The sequence below is a fragment of the Pseudomonas siliginis genome, assembly GCF_019145195.1.
GTDB classification, from domain to species: Bacteria; Pseudomonadota; Gammaproteobacteria; order Pseudomonadales; family Pseudomonadaceae; genus Aquipseudomonas; species Aquipseudomonas siliginis.
Map to the genome: position 1 here is coordinate 167,120 of NZ_JAHSTW010000006.1, position 24,819 is coordinate 191,938.

The 24,819-nt window shown below is 59.8% G+C and carries 18 protein-coding genes; 14 read left to right on the top strand and 4 right to left on the bottom strand.

The window, feature by feature from the left end; translation table 11 throughout:
• The gene (locus tag KVG87_RS13835) at nucleotides 1-987 is read left to right on the top strand and encodes a hypothetical protein (protein WP_217851178.1); all 987 of its coding nucleotides are present in this window, start codon (nucleotides 1-3) and stop codon (nucleotides 985-987) included.
• A gap of 81 nt (nucleotides 988-1,068) precedes the next feature.
• Nucleotides 1,069-5,811 (top strand): RHS repeat domain-containing protein, encoded by a 4,743-nt coding sequence (locus tag KVG87_RS13840; protein ID WP_217851180.1) that lies wholly within the window; start codon nucleotides 1,069-1,071, stop codon nucleotides 5,809-5,811.
• A gap of 55 nt (nucleotides 5,812-5,866) precedes the next feature.
• Here KVG87_RS13840 and queG read toward each other — a convergent pair whose 3' ends face one another.
• Nucleotides 5,867-6,967 (bottom strand): tRNA epoxyqueuosine(34) reductase QueG, encoded by a 1,101-nt coding sequence (queG, locus tag KVG87_RS13845; protein WP_217851182.1) that lies wholly within the window; start codon nucleotides 6,965-6,967, stop codon nucleotides 5,867-5,869.
• 63 nt (nucleotides 6,968-7,030) lie between these two features.
• Between queG and KVG87_RS13850 the strand changes: the two genes are divergently transcribed.
• The 9 genes from KVG87_RS13850 (at nucleotide 7,031) to hflC (ending at nucleotide 17,102) form a co-directional block, all read left to right on the top strand.
• On the top strand, nucleotides 7,031-8,530 hold the full coding sequence (locus KVG87_RS13850) for an NAD(P)H-hydrate dehydratase (RefSeq protein ID WP_217851184.1): 1,500 nt from the start codon (nucleotides 7,031-7,033) through the stop codon (nucleotides 8,528-8,530).
• On the top strand, nucleotides 8,518-8,988 hold the full coding sequence (tsaE, locus tag KVG87_RS13855) for a tRNA (adenosine(37)-N6)-threonylcarbamoyltransferase complex ATPase subunit type 1 TsaE (protein WP_016771950.1): 471 nt from the start codon (nucleotides 8,518-8,520) through the stop codon (nucleotides 8,986-8,988). The genes KVG87_RS13850 and tsaE overlap by 13 nt, the downstream gene beginning before the upstream one ends.
• Nucleotides 8,989-9,039: 51 nt before the next feature.
• A complete protein-coding gene (locus KVG87_RS13860) occupies nucleotides 9,040-10,419 on the top strand; it encodes an N-acetylmuramoyl-L-alanine amidase (RefSeq protein WP_370593506.1) in 1,380 nt (459 codons plus the stop codon).
• Nucleotides 10,416-12,323: a DNA mismatch repair endonuclease MutL gene (mutL, locus tag KVG87_RS13865; protein WP_217851186.1), complete on the top strand. Its 1,908-nt coding sequence runs from the start codon at nucleotides 10,416-10,418 to the stop codon at nucleotides 12,321-12,323. Before KVG87_RS13860 ends, mutL begins: the two co-directional genes overlap by 4 nt.
• Complete coding sequence (gene miaA, locus KVG87_RS13870) at nucleotides 12,323-13,294, top strand: tRNA (adenosine(37)-N6)-dimethylallyltransferase MiaA (protein ID WP_076565401.1); 972 nt, start codon at nucleotides 12,323-12,325, stop codon at nucleotides 13,292-13,294. Before mutL ends, miaA begins: the two co-directional genes overlap by 1 nt.
• Before the next feature lie 95 nt (nucleotides 13,295-13,389).
• On the top strand, nucleotides 13,390-13,656 hold the full coding sequence (hfq, locus tag KVG87_RS13875; protein ID WP_016771947.1) for an RNA chaperone Hfq: 267 nt from the start codon (nucleotides 13,390-13,392) through the stop codon (nucleotides 13,654-13,656).
• 12 nt (nucleotides 13,657-13,668) lie between these two features.
• Entirely contained in the window at nucleotides 13,669-14,970 is a 1,302-nt protein-coding gene (gene hflX / locus KVG87_RS13880) for a ribosome rescue GTPase HflX (RefSeq protein ID WP_041480728.1), read from the top strand.
• A 96-nt stretch (nucleotides 14,971-15,066) separates the two neighbouring features.
• Nucleotides 15,067-16,233: an FtsH protease activity modulator HflK gene (gene hflK, locus KVG87_RS13885; protein ID WP_024011368.1), complete on the top strand. Its 1,167-nt coding sequence runs from the start codon at nucleotides 15,067-15,069 to the stop codon at nucleotides 16,231-16,233.
• Nucleotides 16,233-17,102, top strand: a complete 870-nt coding sequence (gene hflC / locus KVG87_RS13890; protein WP_016771945.1) for a protease modulator HflC — start codon at nucleotides 16,233-16,235, stop codon at nucleotides 17,100-17,102. Before hflK ends, hflC begins: the two co-directional genes overlap by 1 nt.
• Nucleotides 17,103-17,119: 17 nt before the next feature.
• Here the strand turns inward: hflC and KVG87_RS13895 are convergent, their stop codons facing one another.
• On the bottom strand, nucleotides 17,120-17,326 hold the full coding sequence (locus KVG87_RS13895) for a hypothetical protein (RefSeq protein WP_143497950.1): 207 nt from the start codon (nucleotides 17,324-17,326) through the stop codon (nucleotides 17,120-17,122).
• Between the two features lie 89 nt (nucleotides 17,327-17,415).
• On the opposite strand from KVG87_RS13895, the gene KVG87_RS13900 reads away from it, so the two are divergent.
• From KVG87_RS13900 to KVG87_RS13910, 3 genes are all read left to right on the top strand, one after another.
• Nucleotides 17,416-18,603 (top strand): ATP phosphoribosyltransferase regulatory subunit, encoded by a 1,188-nt coding sequence (locus KVG87_RS13900; protein WP_016771944.1) that lies wholly within the window; start codon nucleotides 17,416-17,418, stop codon nucleotides 18,601-18,603.
• A 54-nt stretch (nucleotides 18,604-18,657) separates the two neighbouring features.
• Complete coding sequence (locus tag KVG87_RS13905; protein WP_016771943.1) at nucleotides 18,658-19,947, top strand: adenylosuccinate synthase; 1,290 nt, start codon at nucleotides 18,658-18,660, stop codon at nucleotides 19,945-19,947.
• A 139-nt stretch (nucleotides 19,948-20,086) separates the two neighbouring features.
• Nucleotides 20,087-22,021 (top strand): methyl-accepting chemotaxis protein, encoded by a 1,935-nt coding sequence (locus tag KVG87_RS13910; RefSeq protein ID WP_217851188.1) that lies wholly within the window; start codon nucleotides 20,087-20,089, stop codon nucleotides 22,019-22,021.
• 90 nt (nucleotides 22,022-22,111) lie between these two features.
• Here the strand turns inward: KVG87_RS13910 and KVG87_RS13915 are convergent, their stop codons facing one another.
• Nucleotides 22,112-23,677, bottom strand: a complete 1,566-nt coding sequence (locus KVG87_RS13915) for an ABC transporter permease (protein WP_217851191.1) — start codon at nucleotides 23,675-23,677, stop codon at nucleotides 22,112-22,114.
• Nucleotides 23,677-24,687, bottom strand: coding sequence for an extracellular solute-binding protein (locus tag KVG87_RS13920; RefSeq protein WP_016771941.1), 1,011 nt, complete (start codon nucleotides 24,685-24,687; stop codon nucleotides 23,677-23,679). The genes KVG87_RS13915 and KVG87_RS13920 overlap by 1 nt, the downstream gene beginning before the upstream one ends.
• Nucleotides 24,688-24,819: the final 132 nt, after the last annotated feature.

The window sequence follows — 24,819 nt, forward strand, 5'->3', positions numbered from 1 at the left end:
ATGTTTGATGAGCAAGTTGGTATTTCCCGTATCGAGGTAAAACTCGACGCCACAAATCATGGCCAGCACAAAGTGCTTTATGCCAACGGTCGCATGCAGGTGCGTGTATTGGTGCTTCTGCACGGCATCGATAACAGTGGGGACGGCGTATCGCTGCATGGACATCCTGCATTGCAGTCATTGCGGCTGATTGCCTACAACGGTGCTCGGCCTCTGGAGGGAGACTGGAGTGTTTCGATTCAGGAAAATCGTTACGCTCACGAAATGTCGGGTGGGGCAACGCGCCTGACAGAAGTCCCGCGGGTCAGTGACAACCAGATAAGCAACGCCGCAGATCCGGTACAGATTTTCCAGTTCTGGGTCTCGGCTTCCCGACCTGGAATTATGGAAGTGGCTGCCGAGATCTCCTTGAATGGCGTGGTATTGCGAAGTAATGGGGTTGGTTTCGACAGCAGTGTCACGCTGGAGGCGATTCCTCCGAAAAAATACAATCAGAACAGTTTCTCTCTTTATAAGTACGGTACTTTCAGCGAAAGAGTGTACGAGGAGCGCATTCAGTATTTTCATCTCGGGCTTCACGCTGACGGTCGCCAGATCAACGTTCTTGACTGGTATAGCACCGATATAAGACTTAATCCGTATGATGCTGAAGACGCGGTAATGGTGTACTCGTCAGGCACGATAAACCACTACAGTGGTGGCGGCAGGAGTTTTTATGGCTATCTGGCGCCGATCTATGGGCGATCGGCTTCGGTCAATACGCCTCTGGGTTTTATTACTTTCCCGATTAACGATGTGCCTGGTGTATTGACGCTGGTACAGCGCACGACTCTACAGACGGAGGAGAAGCCGGCGACGAGAGGTGCGTTCGAATTCGCCGTGATTGATGAGTTCGGTACGGAGCACTGGCTTGCTATCAAAGGTGATACAGAACAGCGAACTTTTATTCTGGATGAGTCGAAACGGTCAACAAAACAATTTGCCTGATTTCATTTGCGTGATTCAGCGAATTTTCGTTGGCCAGCTTGACCTGTTTAAATTTGCACCTGGAATAAAGGATATTTTGCTATGGAAAGTAACTCATCTTCCGCTGTTCACTCCAACGCTTTCAACTTTGGTGAATTTGTTTCAGGGGGCGTTGATCCCCGCACGGGCATGTACACCTGCGCATTTTCGCTTGGCAAGTTGCACTCGTCGGATCTCAATGGTCCGGAGCTTGCACTTTCAGTGGGCTTTAATCCGCTCAATCAGGCGGATAGTGGTTTCGGCGTTGGCTGGTCTTTGACACTGACCAATTATGACTTGCGCAGCAAAGTGATGACCTTGTCCAACGGTGAGCGCTACAAGGCTGTCGAGACGTCTACCGGTCTGAAGTTCAAGGAAATGAAACTGCAGACGGCGAAAGTGGCAGTCGCTGGAGCAGGGCGCTATGAAGTTCGATACAAGGATGGGCGGCGTGAACTGCTCAAAGTCCTGGCCGGCACTCAGGTCGCCGTCGTGGAAAAAATAATCGCGGCGAATGGTGTGAGCATTACGCTGAAGCATGAGTTGTTCAACCAGTTTCCCCGATTGGCCGAAGTCCGTGATGGCAAGCGCTGCCTGTTGAAAATCACCCGCGCGGCAGGTCAGGTGACGCTGTCCCGGCATCCCGACACTACTTCCAGTTCCAACTACAAGCTGATCTTGAAGAACTCTCGAGTGACGGCCATCGAGTTGCCGGTTGGTAAGGGTTGGGACCTTGAGTATGAAGTCATCGCTGGAGCCAGCTATGTTCATCGCATCGTCAATCCGCTGCGCGGGGTCGAAATCATTCGCTACAAGCGGCACGGCCACCGCTTCATCAGCGGTGTGGAACAGACACTGCCGTTTGTTATCGCTCACGATGTCTACCCTGGGCGCGGTCAGCCCCGACTGTGCAAGACCTACACGTACTCCGACCATAACTTCTTTGGACAGGGCCTCCTTCCTGCCAAGGATAGTGACCTGGATCCTCTCTATCTGGCGCCCGGCCACTACGTCTACACCTCGGACGAGCACTTGCTGGTCAGCGGCAAAGTACATACCCGCATCAAACGCACCTACAACAAATTCCATCTGTTGGTGGCTGAGGTTACAACCTGCGGTGACGCCCAGATCGCCACCACCACGGAATATCACTGTTCCGTTACCAAGCCATTCAGTGAGCAGGTGGCTCAGTTCCGCATGCCTAAAGTCCACACGGTGACGTACCTTGATCGGCGTACTCAACAGCAGCGTGTGGAAACCACCGTCACGGAGTTCGATGACGAAGGTAACTTGCTCAAGCAGGTCGAACCCACTGGGGTGACGACGACCACGGAATTTTATCCGGCCAGTGGTGGAGATAACTGCCCAGAGGATCCGCTGGGCTTTTCCAGATTCCCGAAAAAAAGGACGGTGACTGCTGCCGCATCCGATGGTGCTTCGACAGTCACCTACTACGACTACGCGCTCCATCCGGCGCTGGACGGTGCGGAACTGGCATCCGTGTTACCGGTCGAGGAGCGTTTTTGTGAAGTGTTGGAAGGCGTTGAGGTATTGCGTTCGAAAACCGCACGCAGTTATTTGAATACGCCCGGGGATCCACTCAAGCATGGAGCCACGAAAGAGCAAAGTGTCGTTCTGAATGATAAAAAAACCGCTATCGAATTTTCCTATGAACTTGAGGGTGACAGGTTGCGAGTCAGGTCCAGCACGCGCGGATTTGACGGCACGCTGCAGACCAGTGAGAAAGTGCTGTCGACGCTGACCGGATTACAGGTCTCTGAAGTCGGTGTCGATGGCGAGCACATCGGGCATGAGTACGACGCAATCGGTCGGGCAGTGGGCAAAACGGTTGCTGCCGGCACCCCATATGTGGCCGTTACCCGGTGGACCTATCTGGCTGCCAGCAAACAGCATCCGGCGACAATGGTGACCACGGATCCTGCTGGCGGCGAGCAAAAAGTGACTTATGACGGGATGGAACGGGTGATCACCGTTCAGGAAAAGGACTGCGACCATCCCGACAAGGACGGTCTGATTCAGACACGCACGCTTTATTCTGCGCTGCATGATTCGGTCGGCCACAAGGTGAAAGTGACACTGACTGATTGGCGTGATGGCAAGCCTTATCCGGTCAGCACCGGCTACGAATTCGATTCCTGGGGCCAGGTCAGCAAGACGCTGCACGATGATGGACGTATCGAACACAGCGAGGCGGACCCGGTTCTTCGCCGGCAGACCCATTGGCTCCAGGGGATGGGCAAGACGATCACCCTCGTCAATGATTTCGGTAAACCGCTGAGTGTCGAGAGCTTCAATCTGAAGAACAAAAGTCTCGGCAAAACTGTGTACACCTATGACGGCTACGGGCGCACAACCAGTCAGACAGACCCTGTCGGCAATACCAGCCGATATGAGTACGACGTTTTTGACCGGATAACCCGCAGTGTCCTGCCCGACGCCACTGCGGTCGTGACCGACTACGCCGGGCACAGTGATGAAGGTCTGCCGATCAACATCAAGGTCGCTGACAAAGTGTTGGGGCAGCAAACTTATGACGGTCTGGGTCGCTTGATCCAGAGTACCGTGGGCGGACGTAAGACCGAGACTGGTTATGAAGCGGGCTTTAGCCAGCCGCAGTGGTACAAGAGTGCTGATGGCAAAAAGACCGAATTCACTTATTTGCGGGAACTGGGCGGCCTGCTGACTGAGCGCAAGGCAGGGGATCTGGTCACGACCATGACGTATGACCCCCTCAGTGGCAATCCCTTGACCTGTACCGAAAACGGCAGACAGCGCAGTTTCACCTATCACCCCTCCGGGCGTGTGAAAACCGAAACGACGACCCTCGGCGCTATCACCAAAGCAACCTCCAGTACCTGGTCCCTGCAGGGGCGACCGATCGCCCATGTCAATGTACTCGGAGCTGAAAGCACATCCGAATACGATAAGCACGGCCGCCTGCTATCCACCTCCCAGGGCTCGCTTAAAACCGAATTCCACTACAACGCGCAGACGGGGATGCTGGACTGGACGAAAACCGAAGAAACCTCAATCAAGCGTCAAATGCTCACCCGGTTTGCCTATGACGATATCGGGCGTGAAACCCGCCGTACATTCGAGATTCAGGGTCAGCCAGACCAGACCCTGGAATCGACTTACACGCTGGCTGGCAAACTGGCGCAGAAAGTGTCCAGACGTGGCACTCAACTTTTACGTGATGAACAGTTCACCTACGATGTGCGCGGGCGCTTGATCCAGTACGACTGTGCCGGCACGCAAAAGCCGCGCGATCCGTATGGCAAGGAAATTGTCCGCCAGACATTCACCTTCGATGCATTGGATAACATCCTCACCGTGCAGACGAAGTTCCCGCTGGGGGTGAATCTGACCACCTTCAGTTACGACAACCCTGATCCTGCACAGCTCAGCGCCGTCAAACATTCCCACGTCGACTACCCCTCGGCAGTGACGCTGGAGTACGACGCCAACGGCAGGATGATCAAGGACGACCAGGCGCGAACGCTGGCCTATGACGCGTTCGGACGTCTCGAGCAGTTGTCCAGCGCAGGGGGATCAGTGATTCGTGGCTACCATTACGACGGTTTCGACGATCTGGTTGAGCTGTCGCAACCCGAAAAAGCAATTGTGCAGCGTTACTACTACGCAGGCCGGGTTGCCAACGAGGTGAGTGGTGATAGTTCAACCAGTGTTGTGCGTCACGGTGGAGCGCTCGTGGGGCAACAGCAATCGGGGTTGAACCCCGACGCGCAGCTATACGGCACTGATCAGCAGCAAAGTGTGCTGGCAACGCTGGGCAAGGAGCAGCTCACCGATTGCGCCTACAGCCCTTATGGGCATCGTCCCGCCGAAGGTGGATTGTTCAGCGTGGCAGGGTTCAACGGCGAACAGCTGGATCCGGTTACCGGGCTGTATCTGCTGGGCAACGGTTACAGGGCTTATAGTCCGACACTGATGCGCTTTCTCGCCCCCGACAGCATGAGTCCGTTCGGCGCGGGCGGATTGAATGCCTACAGTTACTGCCTGGGCGACCCCGTCAATCGTGTCGACCCTACCGGGCATATCTCCTGGCAATCGATCCTGGGCATCGGCCTCAGTGTTCTCGGAATTGTTGCCAGCGTGGTGACGATGGGCGCGGCGACGCCATGGGCAGTGGCGGCATTGGGGCTGGCGGTTGCTTCAGGCCTGGCGGGTATTGCCAGCGAGGTGGTCAATGAACTCGCACCGGGTTCTCAAGCGGGCGAGATATTGGGCTGGATCAGTTTTGGTCTTGGGCTGGCTTCGGTGGGCGCAGGGCTGGCAGCGGGTGCCAAAGCGGGCATCAATGCTGGCAGGAAACTGGCTGGCGCCTTCAAGCAGGGCCTGAGTAGTAAAGGCTCCAAAGCAGCGGGTCAAGAGATGGCCCGAGGCATGATCAAGGGTAAGGGAAACAAGGCGGCGGCCAAGGCGAAGGCGAAGGCCAGCGCGGCCGTTCAGGAAGAGGCCGAGAAACCATGGTCACTCGTCAGGGTCGACCCCAAAAAGAACATCCTTGAGAAAGAGGGCCTTACCGGCTTGCTTGAAAAGGCCGAAACCTTCATGCAGCACATTGAGGCGGGTAACTCCCCGACGTCTTCTGCAGCGCTGATTCATGCCAAATACACGCCCATGCATGGTCCATCCGGCTCAGCATCAAAGCCGATGCATCTCTATCTGTCGCAAGGAGACCGAATATATATGACCGAAAACGCCAAGGAGCGGATCGCGGTCATCAACCAGCTGGGTGGTCATTTAAAGGAAAAAAAGTAAGTCGGAGCACGCAACGAAACGATACAAGGCGAAAGCAGGAGCACTCAAGGTCCGGCTACGATTTGAACAGTGCGCTTGCCGGTTTTGCGAGCGCGCGGTGGGCGTGCTGTTCCAGTGCCCACTCGACATGTTCCCTGACCAACTCTGACGGATAATCACGTCGCGCCTTCAACGCTTCCAGCACAGGAATCGATGAAGGCGCATTTCCCAGTCCCACCGCCAGATTGCGTAACCAGCGCTCGTACCCGGCACGCCGCAACGGTGAACCTTCGGTGCTGCTCAAGAACTTTTCTTCATCCCACATGAACAGTTCAGCCAGCTCGGCATTATCGAGATTGTGCCGTGGCTTGAAATCGCTTTCTCCAGTCGGCCGGGCGAAGCGGTTCCATGGGCAGACGATCTGGCAGTCATCGCAGCCAAATACCCGATTGCCTATCAACGCCCGCAATTCTTCGGGAATCGCGGTTTTCAGTTCTATGGTCAGATAGGAAATGCAGCGCCGAGCGTCCAGCACGTATGGGCCGACAAAGGCGTTGGTCGGGCAGATATCCAGGCATGCGGTGCAACGCCCGCAATGTTCGCTGCTGTGCGGTTCGTCCACCGGTAGCGGCAGGTCGACGAACAGTTCGCTCAGGAAAAAATAACTCCCGGCCTTGCGGTTCAATACCAAGGTATTTTTACCGATCCAGCCCAATCCAGCCTGTTCGGCGATGGCTTTTTCCAGCACCGGTGCGCTGTCGACAAACGCACGAAAGCCGAACGGGCCGATCTGCGCCTGAATCCTGTCGGCCAATTGTTGAACACGTTTACGGATCAATTTGTGGTAATCGCGGCCCAAGGCATAACGCGACACGTAAGCCTTCTCCGGCTCAGCCAGGCGTTTGGCCATTTCCGTATCGCCTGGCAAGTAGTCCATGCGCAGGGAAACCACGCGCAACGTGCCCGGCACCAGCTCTTCCGGGTGCGAACGTTTGCTGCCATGGGCGCCCATGTAATCCATGTCGCCGTGGTAGCCGGCCTCGAGCCAGCGCTGCAGATGCTGCTCGTGTTCGGCCAGGTCCAGACCGCTGATGCCGACTTGCTGGAAGCCCAGCTCGCGGCCCCAATCCTTGATCGATTGGGCGAGGGCGGGCAGGTCTGTGGTGATGGCGGACATGAGGCGAGAGAAACCGGAGCTGAGGTGCGTATAATTCTGCCAGACATCGGAGCCCGAAGACGCATGCCGCAGACGAAAGATGAATTACCCGACGCGCTGTACCGCGCCGCGCAGGTGCGCGAAGTCGACGCGCGGCTGATCGCCGCCGGCACGCCGGGCTTCGAATTGATGCAACGTGCCGCCCGTGCGACATGGCGTGCACTGGTGCGCAAATGGCCGGGCGCGAACGAGCTGACCGTGCTCGCCGGCCATGGCAACAATGCCGGCGACGGTTATCTGGTGGCCGGGTTGGCGCTGCGGGCCGGCTGGACCGTGCGCGTTCTCGCCGTCGGCGAACCGCAGCGTTTGCAGGGCGATGCCGCACTGGCCCATGCCGAATCGGTGGCTGCTGGTGTTGTGGTGCAAGGCTGGCAGGCGCAAAGCGAGCTGCGTGGTGTCGTCCTCGATGCGTTGCTCGGCACTGGCCTGAGCGGCGAAGTGCGTGAGCCCTATGCATCGGCGATCAAGGCGATCAACGCCGGCGGTTTGCCGGTAGCAGCGGTCGATATTCCTTCCGGGCTGTGTGCCGATACCGGGTGTGAACTGGGTGTCGCGGTATGCGCCGATCTAACGGTGACCTTCATTGCTATGAAGGTCGGGCTGTTGACCGGTGATGCTGCGGATCATATCGGTGAGCTGGTCTTCAGCGACCTGCAAGCCCTCGACGAAATTTTCAGTGACATTCCTGTCTGCGCTCAGCGTCTGAGCGCCGCTAATCTTCCAGCACTTGCACCGCGTGCGCCGACCTCGCACAAGGGCCGCTTTGGCCATGTGTTGCTGATCGGCGGCGATCACGGTTTCGGCGGAGCGATTCTGCTCAGCACTGAAATGGCCTTGCGCGGCGGCGCAGGCATGGTTTCGCTGGCGACTCGCCCAGAGCATATGCCGGCAGCGCTGACTCGGGTGCCGGAGGCGATGGCGCTCGGCACCTCGTCAGCCAATCAACTGATGGGTCTGCTGGAAAAGGTTTCGGTATTGGTGGTCGGGCCGGGCCTCGGTCAGGCCAGTTGGGGTCGTGCCCTGTTGTCGGCGGCCGCCAATGCTGCGTTGCCGCAAGTGTGGGACGCTGATGCGTTGAACCTGCTGGCCAGCGATTTTGTCCAGTTGCCCAATGATTGCGTGATCACCCCGCATCCGGGTGAAGCGGCGCGCTTGCTTGGCATCAGTACCGCCGAAGTGCAGGCCGATCGCCCGGCCGCTGCTCTGGCGTTGAGCAAAAAGTATTCAGCGGTAGTGGTTCTGAAAGGGGCCGGCAGTCTGATCGCCCATCCAGACGGGCGTCTGGCCCTGTGTCATCAGGGCCATCCGGCGATGGCCACGGGCGGTTTGGGGGATGTGCTGGCCGGTCTCACCGGCGCATTGCTGGCCCAGGACATGGACGCGTTCGATGCGGCATGCCTGGCCGTCTGGCTGCACGCCAACGCGGGTATGCAACAAGGCAAATTCGGCCGTGGGCTGGCGGCCAGTGATCTGATTCCAGCCATTCGTCAGTTGTTGGAGGAGCAAGCACCGTGTCTGAAGTAACCCTGTACCTGGCCGATGAACAGGCAATGAGCGACTTTGGCGCACGGATCGCCCGCGTCACCCAGGGCCATGGCCTGATTTTTCTTGAAGGTAATCTGGGTATGGGCAAAACCACCCTGTCACGGGGCATCATTCGCGGTTTGGGCCATGTTGGCGCGGTAAAAAGTCCCACCTTCACTCTGGTCGAGCCCTACGAGATCGGTGACATACGTGCCTTCCACTTCGACCTCTATCGTCTGGTCGATCCCGAGGAGCTGGAGTTTCTCGGCATCCGCGACTACTTCGAAGACGATGCCCTGTGCCTGATCGAGTGGCCCGATAAAGGTGCAGGCTTTTTGCCAAAGCCTGACCTGACCATTACCATTAGCCCGCAAGACAGCGGGCGTTCGCTGAAAATTTTAGCCCAGGGCTCGCGTGGCGAGGCCTGGTGTGCCGCTTTGGCATTGGAATCCAATTAAATGATGGGGTTTGGTATGCGCTTTCGCGCGTTGGTGGCTGCCGCTGGACTGATGTTGATGGCAGTAACCGTCAACGCTGTGGCCGATTCAAAGGTCAACAGCGTGCGCCTGTGGCGGGCGCCGGACAACACGCGACTGGTCTTTGACCTCAGCGGCCCGGTGCAGCACAGCGTTTTCACCCTGACAGCCCCTGATCGGCTGGTGATCGACATCAACGGCGCCACCCTCGGCGCGCCGTTGAACGTGCAGACCGCGAACACGCCGATCACTGCGATGCGCTCGGCCCAGCGCACCCCGACCGACCTGCGGGTGGTCATCGACCTGAAAAAAGCCGTCACTCCGAAAAGCTTCTCGCTGGCGCCGAACGCGCAATACGGCAACCGTCTGGTGGTCGATCTGTTCGACAACCCGGCCGATGCCGCGCCGCCGCCAGCCCCGACGCCATCGGTGGCGACCGTGCCGGCGGTGCCGGTGACTCCGACTGAACCGGCGATCAAGTTGCCGCCAGCCCCGGCCGGCAAGCGCGACATTATCGTTGTCATCGACGCCGGCCACGGTGGCGAAGATCCGGGCGCGTCAGGCTCGCGCGGCCAGCGTGAAAAAGACGTGGTGCTGCAGATCGCCCGCGAATTGCAGCGTCAGGTCAACGGCATGAAAGGCTTCCGCGCCGAGCTGACCCGTACCGGCGACTACTTCATTCCATTGCGCGGGCGTACCGAAATCGCCCGCAAGAAGGGCGCCGACCTGTTCGTCTCGATCCACGCCGACGCTGCGCCGTCCGCGGCCGCTTTCGGTGCGTCGGTGTTCGCCCTGTCCGATCGTGGCGCTACGTCCGAGACCGCCCGTTGGCTGGCCGATAGTGAAAACCGATCCGACCTGATCGGTGGTGCCGGCAACGTCAGCCTCGACGACAAGGACCGCATGCTCGCCGGCGTGTTGCTCGACCTGTCGATGACCGCGTCGCTGACCTCCAGCCTCAACGTCGGGCAAAAGGTGCTGACCAACATCGGTCGCGTTACGCCGCTGCACAAACAGCGTGTGGAACAAGCCGGGTTCATGGTGCTGAAGTCGCCGGACATCCCGTCGATCTTGGTCGAAACCGGCTTTATCTCCAACGCCAACGAAGCGAACAAGCTGTCCGCATCGAGCCACCAGCAAGCGCTGGCCCGTTCGATCAGCAGCGGCGTGCGCCAGTTCTTCCAGCAGAATCCGCCGCCGGGCACCTACATCGCCTGGCTGCGTGACTCCGGCAAGATTGCCCAAGGCCCGCGCGACCACCGTGTCGGCCCGGGGGAAACCCTGGCGATGATCGGCGTGCGCTATCAGGTTTCGCCGGCCACCTTGCGCGCCGCCAACAATCTGAAAAGCGATGAGCTGAAAGTCGGTCAGCACCTGACCATTCCAGGCACCGAACTGGCGTCGAAAGAATGAGCCAGGTAATGAACACGGCGCGCATCGAGCTGCTCAGTCCACGGCTGGCGAACCAGATCGCTGCCGGTGAGGTGGTCGAGCGCCCGGCTTCGGTGATCAAGGAGTTGCTGGAAAACAGTCTCGACTCTGGCGCCAAGCGTATTGACGTCGATGTCGAGCAGGGCGGCGTCAAGTTGCTGCGCGTGCGCGATGACGGCAGCGGTATTTCCGCCGATGACCTGCCGCTCGCCCTGGCCCGTCACGCCACCAGCAAGATTCGCAATCTTGAGGATCTCGAACAGGTGATGAGCCTGGGTTTCCGTGGCGAGGCGCTGGCGTCGATCAGCTCCGTGGCGCGTCTGACCCTGACCTCGCGCACCCGCGATGCCGATCAGGCCTGGCAGGTCGAGACCGAAGGCCGGGACATGGCGCCGCGCGTGCAGCCGGCGGCGCATCCGGTCGGCACTTCGGTGGAAGTCCGCGACCTGTTCTTCAACACCCCGGCCCGGCGCAAATTTCTCAAGACCGAAAAAACCGAATTCGATCACCTGCAGGAAGTGATCAAGCGTCTGGCGCTGGCGCGCTTCGACGTGGCTTTTCATCTGCGCCACAACGGCAAGACCATCCTCAGCCTGCACGAGGCCCACGATGATGCGGCCCGTGCGCGGCGTGTGGCGGCGATTTGCGGTTCGGGTTTCCTTGAGCAGGCGTTGCCGATCGAGATCGAACGCAATGGCTTGCACCTGTGGGGCTGGGTCGGTTTGCCGACCTTCAACCGCAGTCAGGCGGATTTGCAGTATTTCTTCGTAAACGGCCGTGCGGTGCGCGACAAACTGGTGGCCCACGCGGTACGCCAGGCTTATCGCGACGTACTGTTCAACGGTCGGCACCCGACCTTCGCGCTGTTTTTCGAGGTCGATCCTGCAGCGGTAGATGTCAACGTGCACCCGACCAAGCACGAAGTGCGCTTCCGTGACGGGCGCATGGTCCACGATTTCCTGTACGGCACGCTGCACCGTGCGCTGGGCGATGTGCGTCCGGAAGATCAATTGGCCGGCTCGGTCACCACGGCGATCGTTCGGCCGAGCGGGATCGAGGCGGGCGAATTCGGCCCGCAAGGCGAGATGCGTCTGGCCGCCAATGCGCTGCTGGAGCAGCCGCAGGCGCAACCGGCGTTCAACAAGTCATCCGGGGCCAGCGCTGGCGGCGCTTATCAGTATCAATACACGCCGCGTCCGCAATCGGCGCTGCCTGCTGCCGAGGCGCAAGCCGCATACAAGGAATTTTTCGCGCCGCTGCCTGAAGCCAATGCCAGCGCACTGCCGACCGGTCAGGAAGATATTCCGCCGCTCGGCTATGCACTGGCGCAGCTAAAAGGCATCTATATCTTGTCCGAAAACGCCCATGGCCTGGTGCTGGTGGACATGCATGCCGCCCACGAGCGAATCATGTACGAGCGCCTGAAGATCGCCATGGCCAGCGAAGGTCTCAGTGGCCAGCCGTTGCTGGTGCCGGAGTCGCTGGCGGTCAGTCAGCGCGAGGCCGATTGTGCTGAAGAACACGCCGCTTGGTTTCAGCGTCTTGGTTTTGAATTGCAGCGGCTGGGGCCGGAAACCCTGGCGATCCGGCAGATTCCCGCTTTGCTCAAGCAGGCCGAAGCCAATCGACTGGTCGGCGACGTGCTTTCGGATTTGATGGAGTACGGCACCACCGACCGTATCCAGGCGCACCTCAACGAACTGCTCGGCACCATGGCCTGCCACGGCGCGATCCGCGCCAACCGGCGCTTGGCCCTGCCGGAAATGAACGGTCTGCTGCGCGACATGGAAAACACCGAGCGCAGCGGTCAATGCAACCATGGCCGACCGACCTGGACCCAATTGGGCCTGGACGATCTGGACAAACTGTTCCTGCGCGGTCGCTGATGAGCCAGCTTCCTCCAGCGATTTTCCTGATGGGCCCGACCGCTGCGGGCAAGACCGATCTGGCCATCGAGCTGACCAAGGTGCTGCCGTGCGAATTGATCAGTGTCGATTCGGCGCTGGTCTACCGCGGCATGGACATCGGCACGGCCAAACCTTCGAAAGAACTGCTCGCCGAATATCCGCACCGGCTGATCGACATTCTCGATCCTGCCGAAGCGTATTCCGCTGCTGATTTTCGTCGCGACGCGTTGCAGGCCATGGCCGAAATCACTGGGCGAGGAAAGATCCCGCTGCTGGTCGGCGGCACCATGCTCTATTACAAGGCTCTGGTCGAAGGTCTGGCGGACATGCCGGCGGCCGATCCCGAGGTGCGTGCGCAGATCGAGGAAGAAGCTGCACGCCTCGGCTGGCAAGCCCTGCACGATCAACTGGCGCAAATCGATCCGGTGTCGGCGGCGCGCATTCATCCCAATGATCCGCAGCGCTTGAGTCGGGCACTGGAAGTATATCGAGTCAGCGGGCAGAGCATGACCGCCCTGCGCGAGCAACAATCTGCGCTAAGTACTGAAGCAGCCGCTTCGGGACGCCAACAATTGCCCTATACTGTCGCGAACCTGGCCATTGCTCCGGCGAATCGTCAGGTTCTGCACCAGCGAATTGAACAAAGATTCACAAATATGTTGGAACAGGGATTCATCGACGAGGTCGTAGCCCTGCGTAAAAGAAGTGACCTGCATTCCGGGTTGCCGTCTATACGTGCGGTAGGCTACCGCCAAGTCTGGGATTACCTGGACGGCAAGCTGACATTGGCCCATATGCAGGAGCGGGGCATCATCGCCACGCGCCAATTGGCCAAACGCCAGTTTACCTGGCTGCGCAGCTGGGACGATTTGCACTGGCTGGACAGTCTTGATTGCGACAATCTGCCACGCGCCTTGAAATACCTTGGGACCATCTCCATATTGAGCTGAGTCCTTGCAATTGCCGTCTATCCTTGGGGGTGTGACGGCCGAAGCCATCTGAATTTACCTGTTTTTATTATTGAATCCTTAAAGGAGTGCGGCACATGTCAAAAGGGCATTCGCTACAAGACCCTTACCTGAACACTTTACGTAAAGAGAAAGTCGGGGTTTCCATCTATCTGGTCAACGGTATCAAGCTGCAAGGGACGATCGAGTCGTTCGACCAGTTCGTGATCCTGCTGAAAAACACCGTAAGCCAGATGGTCTACAAACACGCTATCTCGACCGTCGTGCCGGTTCGTCCAATTCGTCTGCCTAGCGCAACCGAAAACGAACAGGGCGATGCCGATGCAGCGCCGGGTAACGCCTGATAGGAGTCTCCTTTGTTCTTTGAGCGCCACGGTGGTGGTGAGCGAGTCATCCTCGTTCACTTGGATGGACAGGACCCTGAGGCGCGCGAAGATCCGCAGGAGTTTCAGGAGTTGGCAAATTCGGCTGGCGCCGAGACCGTCGCGTTTTTTAACGTGCCGCGTCATCGGCCAACCGCCAAATATCTGATCGGCAGCGGCAAGGTCGAGGAGCTGCGCGACCTGGTCAAGGCTGAAGAAGCCGATCTGGTGATTTTCAATCACATCCTCACGCCCAGTCAGGAACGCAACCTCGAACGTGTCTTCGAGTGTCGCGTGATCGACCGCACCGGGCTGATTCTCGATATTTTCGCCCAACGCGCACGCACCCATGAGGGCAAGCTGCAGGTCGAACTGGCCCAGCTTGACCACATGAGCACGCGGCTGGTTCGCGGCTGGACTCACCTTGAGCGTCAGGGTGGCGGTATCGGTATGCGCGGCCCGGGTGAAACCCAGCTGGAAACCGACCGCCGTCTGCTGCGGGTTCGCCTGCGCCAGATCAAGGGGCGGCTGGAGAAGGTGCGCAGTCAGCGCGAGCAGTCGCGCCGTGGCCGATCCCGTGCGGACATCCCTACCGTTTCGCTGGTGGGATACACCAACGCCGGCAAATCGACACTCTTCAACAACGTGACGAAGTCCGAGGTGTACGCGGCCGATCAGTTGTTCGCCACGCTCGACCCGACCCTGCGCCGGCTGGAGCTTGACGATCTCGGTCCGATTGTCCTAGCCGATACCGTGGGCTTCATTCGTCACCTGCCACACAAGCTGGTCGAGGCATTTCGGTCTACGCTCGAAGAGTCGAGCAATTCCGACCTGCTGTTGCACGTGATCGATGCGGCCGAACCGGATCGCATGTTGCAGATTGAGCAGGTGATGGTGGTGCTGGGCGAGATTGGTGCCCAGGACTTGCCGATCCTCGAGGTCTATAACAAACTCGATTTGCTCGAAGGCGTCGAGCCGCAGATCCAGCGCGATGCCGATGGCAAGCCGCAACGGGTCTGGCTCTCGGCGCGTGATGGCAGCGGTCTGGAATTGCTTGAACAGGCCATCGCCGAGTTGCTCGGCAGTGATCTGTTCGTCGGTACCTTGCGCTTGCCGCAACGCTTCGCTCGGCTGCGTGCGCAGTTCTTCGAACTCGGGGCGGTGCAGAAAGAAGAATACGATGATGAAGGTGTCAGCCTGCTGGCCGTTCGTTTGCCCCGGATCGAGCTGAATCGATTGGTAAGCCGCGAAGGATTGCAGCCGATGGAATTCATCGAGCAACACACTTTGCAATAAAAGCCTGACAAAGCGGTTGTGCCGCAACGGCAGGCATTCTGTAGCATTGGTCGGCGCGCCGTGGGTGCGTCTTTGCTTTATCAGATGGAGAGCGCTATGGCTTGGAATGAGCCGGGTGGCAACTCGAATAATCAGGATCCCTGGGGTGGCAAGCGCCGCAATAACGGCGACCGCAAGGGACCACCGGATCTCGACGAGGCCTTCCGAAAGCTGCAGGAAAGCCTGAACGGGTTGTTCGGTGGTGGTAAGAAACGCGGTGATGACGGCGGCGGGTCGGGGCGCAGCAGTGGCGGCTTCGGCGGTCTGCTCGGCATCGGCCTGGTCGTGCTGGCGGCTGTCTGGCTGTACAGCGCGGTCTACGTGGTGGACGAGCAGGAGCAAGCCGTGGTGCTGCGCTTCGGCAAGTACTACGAGACTGTCGGCCCGGGTCTGAACATCTACTTCCCGCCGATCGACAAGAAGTACATGGAGAACGTGACGCGTGAGCGTGCGTACACCAAGCAGGGCCAGATGCTGACTGAAGACGAGAACATCGTCGAAGTGCCGCTGACCGTGCAGTACAAGATCAGCAACCTGCAGGACTTCGTGCTGAACGTCGATCAGCCGGAAATCAGTCTGCAGCACGCGACCGAAAGTGCACTGCGTCACGTGGTCGGTTCCACCGCCATGGACCAGGTGCTGACCGAAGGTCGTGAATTGATGGCCAGCGAAATCAAGGAGCGTCTGCAACGTTTCCTCGATACCTATCGCACCGGTATCACCGTGACTCAGGTCAACGTACAGAGCGCAGCGGCACCGCGTGAAGTGCAGGAAGCCTTCGATGACGTGATCCGCGCCCGTGAAGACGAGCAGCGTTCGCGCAACCAGGCTGAAACATACGCCAACGGCGTTGTGCCGGAAGCCCGTGGTCAGGCCCAGCGCATCATCGAAGATGCCAACGGTTACCGCGACGAGACCATCTCGCGCGCCAAGGGTGAGGCCGATCGTTTCACCAAGCTGGTCGCCGAGTATCGCAAGGCACCTGAAGTCACCCGCGAGCGTCTGTACCTGGACACCATGCAGGAAGTCTTCAGCAATACCAGCAAGGTACTCGTGACCGGCAACAAGAACGGCCAGAGCAATCTGCTTTACCTGCCGTTGGACAAAATGATCCAGAACAGCTCGGGCAACGCACCGGTGACCGGTTCGGCCGCCAGCAACAACACGGACGTCACGCCGCATGTCACTGACGTGCCGCAGACGCGTACAAGGGAGACCCGCTGATGAGCAATAAATCGCTGATCGCCCTGATCGTTGGCGTCGTTGTGGTACTGGTGGGCTGGAATTGCTTCTACATCGTCGCTCAGACCGAGCGCGCGGTGCTGCTGCAATTCGGTCGCGTGGTTCAGGCCGATGTCCAGCCGGGTCTGCATGTGAAAGTGCCTTACGTCAACCAGGTGCGCAAATTCGACGCGCGTCTGCTGACGCTGGATGCACCGACGCAGCGCTTCCTGACCCTGGAAAAGAAAGCCGTGATGGTCGATGCCTACGCCAAGTGGCGGGTGAAAGATGCCGAGCGCTTCTACACCGCGACTTCGGGTCTGAAGCAGATTGCCGACGAACGTCTGTCCCGTCGTCTCGAATCGGGCCTGCGTGACCAGTTCGGCAAGCGCACCCTGCACGAAGTGGTGTCGGGTGAGCGTGATGCGCTGATGGCTGACATCACTGCATCGCTGAACAAAATGGCGGAAAAAGAGCTGGGTATCGAAGTGGTCGATGTCCGGGTCAAGGCCATCGATCTGCCGAAAGAAGTGAACCGCAGCGTGTTCGAGCGTATGAGCACCGAGCGTGAGCGTGAAGCTCGCGAGCACCGCGCCAAGGGTAACGAGCTGGCCGAAGGCATCCGTGCCGACGCCGATCGTCAACGCCGCGTGCTGCTGGCCGAAGCCTATCGTGAATCCGAAGAGGTTCGCGGTGACGGTGACGCCCAGGCTGCTGCGATCTACTCCAAGGCCTACGGTCAGGATCAGGAGTTCTACGGTTTCTACCGTAGCCTGCGTGCCTACCGTGAAAGCTTCGCGAACAAATCCGACGTCCTGGTCCTCGACCCAAGCAGCGACTTCTTCCGTTACCTGGAAAAAGCCAAACCTTGATACGACGTTGACCTGAATCATTCCGCCCGGCGGCTAAAACCTCGGGCGGGGTGATCCTTTCGGAAAACGTGTGTATGATGCGGCAGCCGGGAAATTCCCGGCTTTTTTGCGTCTGCACGTTTGATTGCTGTTTTTGTTGCAGGCATCGGGTTTGAATAGCCCGAGCGTTTTTCGAGGAAAGTGATGGGCGAAGCCGCCAGCCGGCCTTTCGCTGCGTCGTTCATGCGCGTGCGTTTTGAACGACCCGGTCATTTTCTGCTTCACTCAAGGCTCGCCCTCGTGCTGGCCGCCCGGATCAAAGGGGAATGGCGTAATGGCAACGGTAGACCGCTGGCTGCTGCCAGATGGCATCGAAGAAGTACTGCCACCGGAGGCGGCGCGCATTGAAGTCGCGCGTCGTCAGGTGTTGGATCTGTTCCAGAGCTGGGGTTACGAGTTCGTCGTGACTCCCCATATCGAGTACCTGGAATCCCTGCTGACCGGCGCGGGCCAGGACCTGGATCTGCGTACCTTCAAGGTCATCGACCCGCAATCGGGCCGGCAGATGGGTTTCCGTGCCGACATCACGCCGCAGGTCGCGCGCATCGATGCGCACACCCTGCGTCGCGAAGGCCCGAGCCGTCTGTGCTACGCCGGCAGCGTTCTGCACGCTCAGCCGCGTGCATTGTCGTCCTCGCGCAGCCCGATCCAGCTGGGCGCCGAGCTGTACGGCGACGCCAGCCCGAGCAGCGACGTCGAAGTCATCAGCCTGATGCTGGCCATGCTGCAACTGGCCGATGTGCCGGACGTGCACATGGACCTCGGCCATGTCGGCATCTATCGTGGTCTGGCTCGCGCCGCCGGTCTGTCCGGTGAAGTCGAACAGCAGTTGTTCGATGCCCTGCAGCGCAAGGCCATCGATGAAGTGATTACCCTCACCGAAGGCCTGCCGGCCGATCTGTCGGGCATGCTCCGCGCACTGGTTGATCTGTGCGGCGGCCGTGAAGTGTTGAGCGCTGCCCGCGAGCGTCTGGCCAATGCGCCGGCGCCGGTGCTGGCGGCGCTGGAAGACCTGCTGGCGATCGCCGAGCGTCTTTCCGTGCGCTTCCCGCAGCTGCCGCTGTATTTCGACCTCGGCGAGTTGCGCGGCTACCACTACCACACCGGTGTAGTGTTCGCGGTGTTCGTACCGGGCGTTGGCCAGTCCATCGCTCAGGGCGGTCGTTACGATGACATCGGCGCTGACTTCGGCCGCGCGCGTCCGGCGACCGGTTTCTCTACCGATTTGAAAACCCTGGTGACCCTGGGGCGTGCTGAGATCGAGCTACCGTCTGGCGGTATCTGGATGCCTGACAGTACGGATGCGGCACTCTGGCAGCAGGTTTGCCAGTTGCGCAGTGAGGGTCAGCGTGTCGTTCAGGCCTTGCCTGGACAACCTTTGGCCGCCGCCCGTGATGCGGACTGCGACCGGCAATTGATTCAGCAGAACGGGCTTTGGCAAGTATCGCCACTGGCTTCTTGAGTTTTCCTGCCGGCCATCGCCGGCACCAAGTTTGCGCGAATGAGGACAAGTGTTATGGGTAAGAATGTCGTAGTCCTGGGCACCCAGTGGGGTGATGAGGGCAAAGGCAAGATCGTTGATCTGCTGACCGAACATGCTGCCGCCGTAGTGCGCTACCAGGGTGGCCACAACGCGGGTCACACGCTGGTGATCGACGGCGAGAAAACCGTCTTGCACCTGATTCCGTCGGGCGTGCTGCGCGAAGGCGTGCAATGCCTGATCGGCAACGGCGTGGTGGTTGCACCTGACGCCCTGCTGCGCGAGATCACCAAGCTGGAAGAGAAAGGCGTACCAGTGCGCGAGCGCCTGCGTATCAGCCCGTCCTGCCCGCTGATCCTGTCCTTCCACGTTGCGCTGGACCAGGCCCGTGAAAAGGCCCGTGGCGAGCTGAAGATCGGCACCACCGGTCGCGGCATCGGCCCGGCTTACGAAGACAAGGTTGCCCGTCGTGGCTTGCGTGTCGGCGATCTGCTGAACATGCCGCGCTTCGAAGACAAGCTGCGTGAACTGGTGGATTACCACAACTTCATGCTGGTCGGTTACTACAAAGAGCCAGCCATCGAATTCGAAAAGACCCTGGCCGAGTGCAAGGAATACGCTGAGCTGCTCAAGCCGCTGATGCTCGACGTGACTGCCGAGCTGCACGATCTGCGTCGTGCCGGCAAGGACATCATGTTCGAAGGCGCGCAAGGTTCGTTGCTCGACATCGACCACGGCACCTACCCGTACGTGACCAGCTCCAACACCACCGCAGGTGGCGTGGCGACCGGTTCGGGCGTTGGTCCGATGTTCCTCGACTACATCCTGGGCATCACCAAGGCCTACACCACTCGCGTCGGTTCCGGCCCGTTCCCGACCGAGCTGTTTGACGAAGTCGGTGCGCACCTGGCCAAGCAAGGTCACGAGTTCGGCGCTACCACTGGCCGCGCCCGTCGTTGCGGCTGGTTCGACGCCGTCATCCTGCGTCGCGCTATCGATGTGAACAGCATCTCGGGCATCTGCCTGACCAAGCTGGACGTACTCGATGGTCTGGAAACCATCAACATCTGCGTCGGCTACAAAGACGCGCAAGGCAATGCCGTTGCCCCGACCGATGCTGACAGCTACGTCGGCCTGCAGCCGGTGTACGAAGAAGTGCCGGGCTGGAGCGAATCGACCGTGGGTGCCAAGACCCTGGAAGAGCTGCCGGCCAATGCTCGTGCCTACATCAAACGCGTTGAAGAGTTGATCGGCGCGCCGATCGACATTATTTCGACGGGCCCGGACCGCAACGAAACCATCGTTCTGCGTCATCCGTTCGCTTGATAAGTCGTTGATGTAAAAAACAAAGGCCCCTTAATCGGGGCCTTTGTCGTTTATGCCTGTTGGACGGCATGACCTTTGCTGTGAATCTGTCTACAAGAGTGCCATCAAATTAATGGCGTCAGAAGTAGAGGGATTTAAAGTGTCAGCCGTTCTCTCACTGTTACAAAGCCGTTTGTTGCGGCCGGTGTTCGTTACCCTTGGTATCGCCCTTTTGGTGCAGGTGTTGGTGGCGGTTGCCCTGACGCGGAGCACGGTCACGGCGCTGGAAGCCGATCTGGCCGTGCGCCTGGGTGCCGACAGCCAGAAACTCTCCGGTGAACTGGAGCAGGCCGGGCGTGAAGTCACTTCAAGTCTTGATGCGTTATCGGCCAGCACTCGTCAGCGCCTGACGGTCGGCCTGTCCGCGCGTCTGAAAGAAGAGCAGGCGCAGCTGCGAGCGACGCTGGAAAAGGACCTGAAGGATTCGGCCAACGACATGGCGCAGTTGCTTGCATCCGTAGCGCCGCGTGCGATGTGGGACAGCGACGTGCCGACGCTGTCGGAGTTCGCCCGCCGCGCCCAGCGCAATCCCAACGTGCTGTTCGTGGTGTATGACGACGCCACTGGCCAGCATCTGACCCGTTATCTCAACCGTGAAAACCCGATCAACAAGGCCTTGCTCGAAAAAGGTCAGGGTGAGCGTGCGCTGGATAAAGTGCTGGATGCGGCGAAGAACGATCCCTCAGTCTATTACCTCGAAGCCTCGATCAATCCCAATGGCGTGGAGATCGGCAAAGTGCTGATGGGCGTTTCCACAGCCTCGGTGGAAACCGATCTGGCCGAGCTCGACAAGCGCTTCCTGGCGCTGATTGCCAGCAGCGATCAATTGGTCGGTGACAGCCTCAAAGGCGCAGCGGCGGACAGTGCCAAAGCGATGCAGGCGCGTCTGCAATCGGCGCAGGGCACCGCTGGCGAAATGAAAGCCAACACCGCACAAACCGTTCAAGATGCTGCCGCGACACTGCGCTGGCGTATCGGCCTTGGCCTGGCACTGGTTGGTTGCGGCGTGCTGCTGTTGCTGGCCGTGGTGCTCGGTCATCGTGTGGTCAATCGTCTGAAAATGCTCAATGCGGCAATGGACGATCTGGCAGCGGGCGAGGGCGATCTGACCAAGCGTGTGCAGATCAACAGCAAGGATGAAATCGGCGACATGGCCTCGGCGGTCAATCGCTTTGTGGATAAATTGCAGCCGATCGTGCGCGAGGCGGGCGATGTCGCGCAGCGCACTGGTGTGGAAATCGGCGCGATGACTTTGCGCAACGCTGGCGCCGATGCGGCTGCCGGAATGCAGCGCGATGAAGTTGCAGAAAGCCTGCGCGCGCTGTCGCAAATGGCAGACGAGGCGCAGTCGGAAAGTCAGGCGATGCAGGCGGCGCTGAAGCAGGTTGTCGATATTCGTCAGGCCACCGATGAGAACACCCGGACTTCGGCGAAGGTTGGCAGCCTGATCGAAGCGCTGGCCGGGCAGGTCGATACCGGGGCGAAGGTTATCGAGCGACTGGCGCAGCAGAGCGAGCAGATCGAGGTGGTGCTGACGGTGATTCATGGCATCGCCGAACAGACCAACCTGCTGGCGTTGAACGCTGCGATCGAGGCGGCGCGGGCCGGTGAAACCGGGCGTGGGTTTGCCGTGGTGGCGGATGAAGTGCGTGCACTGGCGAGCAAAACGCAGAGCTCGACGGGTGATATCCAAGCGCACATCGTCGCTCTGCAGCAGGGCGCACGTGAGGCAGTCGAGGCGATTGGCCAGGCCGGACGGCAGGCCAGCGAAGGTTTGCTGGTCTTGCGCGACAGTGCGCGCTTGCAGCAATCAGTGCAGGCTTCGGTCGAGCAGGTGCATGCGGCGATAGGTCTGGCGACGCAAGCAGCAGCACATCAGGCGCAGGGTGCGCAGGCAGTGCGTGGGCGCGTCGAGACGATTCATGCACAGGCCGAGAAAGCGGCGCAGGCAGTGGTGGAAACCACGGCCAGTGGCAAGGTGCTGGATGGTCTGGCGGCGCAATTGAAAGCTAGCCTGGGGCAGTTCCGCGCTTAGTGGTATCCGGGCTGGCCTCTTCGCGAGCAGGCTCGCTCCCACAGGGAAACTCAATCCATCGTGGGAGCGAGCCTGCTCGCGAAAACGGTATCAGCGGCTCAGATACATCCGTGTCGTCAGCAAGTACACAGGCAGCCCGGACACTACAATCAACAACGCCGCATAAGGTGCCGCCGCCGCAAACTCGACATTCGCTGTATGCGCCCAGACCTCGGTCGCTAATGTATTGAGTCCGGTAGGGCTGAGCAGCAACGTTGCCGTCAGTTCCTTCATCGCATCAAGAAACACCAGCGCAAACGCCGCGCCCAGTGCCGGGAAAATGATCGGTAATGTCACCCGGCAAAACGCCGTGAACGACGATGCGCCCAAGGTCCGCGCCGCTTCTTCCAGCTGCGGTGCAGCCTTGTTCAGCGCCGTACGGATCGGCGCCTGCGCCAGTGGCAGAAACAGCAGCGCATAGGCGATCAGCAGCAAGCCCGACGTCTGATACAGCACCGGCACGTAATGCAGGGCGAAATACACCAGCGTCAACGCAATCACCAGCCCCGGCAGCGCGTGCAGCAGATAAGGCAGGCGTTCGGCCCAGATTGCCAATTGGCCTTTATAGCGCACTACCAGCAGTCCGACCGGGACGGCCAGCACCAGACACAGCGCCGCGCCGCCCAACGACAGTGCCAGCGAAGACAGCAGCGCCTCAGTGATCGCAGCTATCGGGAACGCCGCCGATGAGCCGACCGCCAGCCAGTAGGCCAACATGCCCAGCGGAACGCCGCTGCCGATAATCGCCAGCAACAGGCAATACAACTGACCGAGCGCCGCCCACGGTCCAAGCTTTACCTGTTCAGCCTGTCGCGCTGCACCCTGTCCGGTGCGCACATGCCGGCCCTTGCCACGCACCCGCAGTTCCAGCCACAACAGCAGCAGACACAGCGCCAGCAACACCGCCGAAAGCATCGCTGCGTTAGCGTTACTGAATTCCAGTTCGAATTGCTGGTAGATCGCCGTGGTAAAGGTCTGCAGGCCGATGATCGACAGCGCGCCGAATTCCACCAGCATGTGCAGGGCAATCAGCAGCGAACCGGCCAGCAGCGATGGCCACAGCAGCGGCAGGGTGACGCGGAAAAACACGCCCCAGCGATTCTGTCCCAGCGTGCGGGCGGATTCTTCGAGAGAGGGATCGAGATTGCGCAGGGTCGCCGCGACTGGCAGGAAGATCAGCGGATACTTCGACAGGCTCATCACCAGAATCGCTCCGCCGAGACCTTCGAACTGCGCACTCAGCGAGACCCAGGTGAAGCTGCTGACAAACGCCGGCACCGCAAACGGCAGGCACAGGATCACGCCCCACAGGCGTCGCCCCGGCAGATTGCTGCGCTCCAGCAGCCATGCCAGCGACAGACCGATCACGGCGCAGGTGATCGTCACGCCGACCATCAGTGCCAAGGTGTTGCGCAACAGGCCAAACACATACGGGCGCCACAGCAAATGCAGCGCCTCGGCCCAGCCGGCCTGCCAGGCTTTCAGTCCGACATAGGCCAGTGGCAGCAGGCTCAGTACCACCAGTAGCAATACCGGCAGCACCAGCCAGATTGACGGCCGTTTGCGTCTTGGTACGTAACCCCCGCGCGCGGCGGGGGCCGATAACGATGCTGCCATCAGTTCAGGCCAACTTCGCGTTCCAGTTCCAGCGCTTCTTCAGCGTTGCCCAGATCCGCCGGGGTGACGTTCGGCGCTTCCAGTTCGCTGAACGGCTTGAGGCCGCGATCCGATTCCATGCCTTTGTGCAGCGGGTATTCAGCGGTGGTCTGAGTGATCACGCGCTGACCTTCTTCGCTGGCCATGAAGGCGAGGAATTGCTGGGCTTCTTTTGGATGTTTGCTGGATTTCAGCACGGCAGCGCTGGACACGGTGATCAAGCCGCCAGCGTCGCCGCCGGTGAAGTAATGCAGTTTGGAATCGAGCTTGCCTTTCTCGCGTTGCAGGGCGAACCAGTAGTAGTTGTTCACCAGCACGGTAGCGACTTCGCCGTTTTCCACCGCTTTGAGCGCGACCATGTTGTTGCTGTAGGTCTTGCCGAACGCGCGCAGGCCGGTCAGCCATTCTTCGGCGGCGTCACGACCGTGCAGCTTGATGATCGCTACGGCCTGCTCCTGGAAGGCGCCGCTGGTCGGAACGAAGCCGACCTTGCCCTGCCACTGCGGCTCGGAGAATTCCATCACCGATTTCGGCAGGTCTTTTTCATCGATCAGTTTCGGATTGAACGCGACCACGCGGACGCGGGCGGTAACGCCGATCCAGGTGCCATTGGCGGCGACGTATTTTTCCGGCAGAACTGCCAGCGTGGCGTCATCGGCCTTGGCCAGCAGACCCTGTTCGCCGAGGTTATTCAGCGGCGGCGACTCTTCGGTGTAGATCACATCGGCGGGCGAGCGGTCGCCCTCTTCGATGATCTGGCTGGCGAGCTGGTTGCTGCTGCCTTTGCGCACGTTGACGTGGATGCCGGTCTTGGCTTCGAAAGCCTTGGCAATCGCGTCGCCGACTTCCTTGTGCTGGCCGTTGTAGAGAGTCAGGGAAACCGCATCGGCAGCCTGGGTGAGGGGAGTGGCGAGTGCCAGGCCGAGGAGGGTAAAGGTCAGGCCTCGGCGCAGGGTATTTCGAAACGTCATTCGCAGGGTTCCTCACTGTCGCATTGCAAAAACTTGCAACAATGATAAACGATATTGTTTCTCAAGTGCGCCTTGTGGGGCGACTGGCGATCCTGTAGGGATGGCGAAATTCAGGAAGCCAGAAACGCAAAA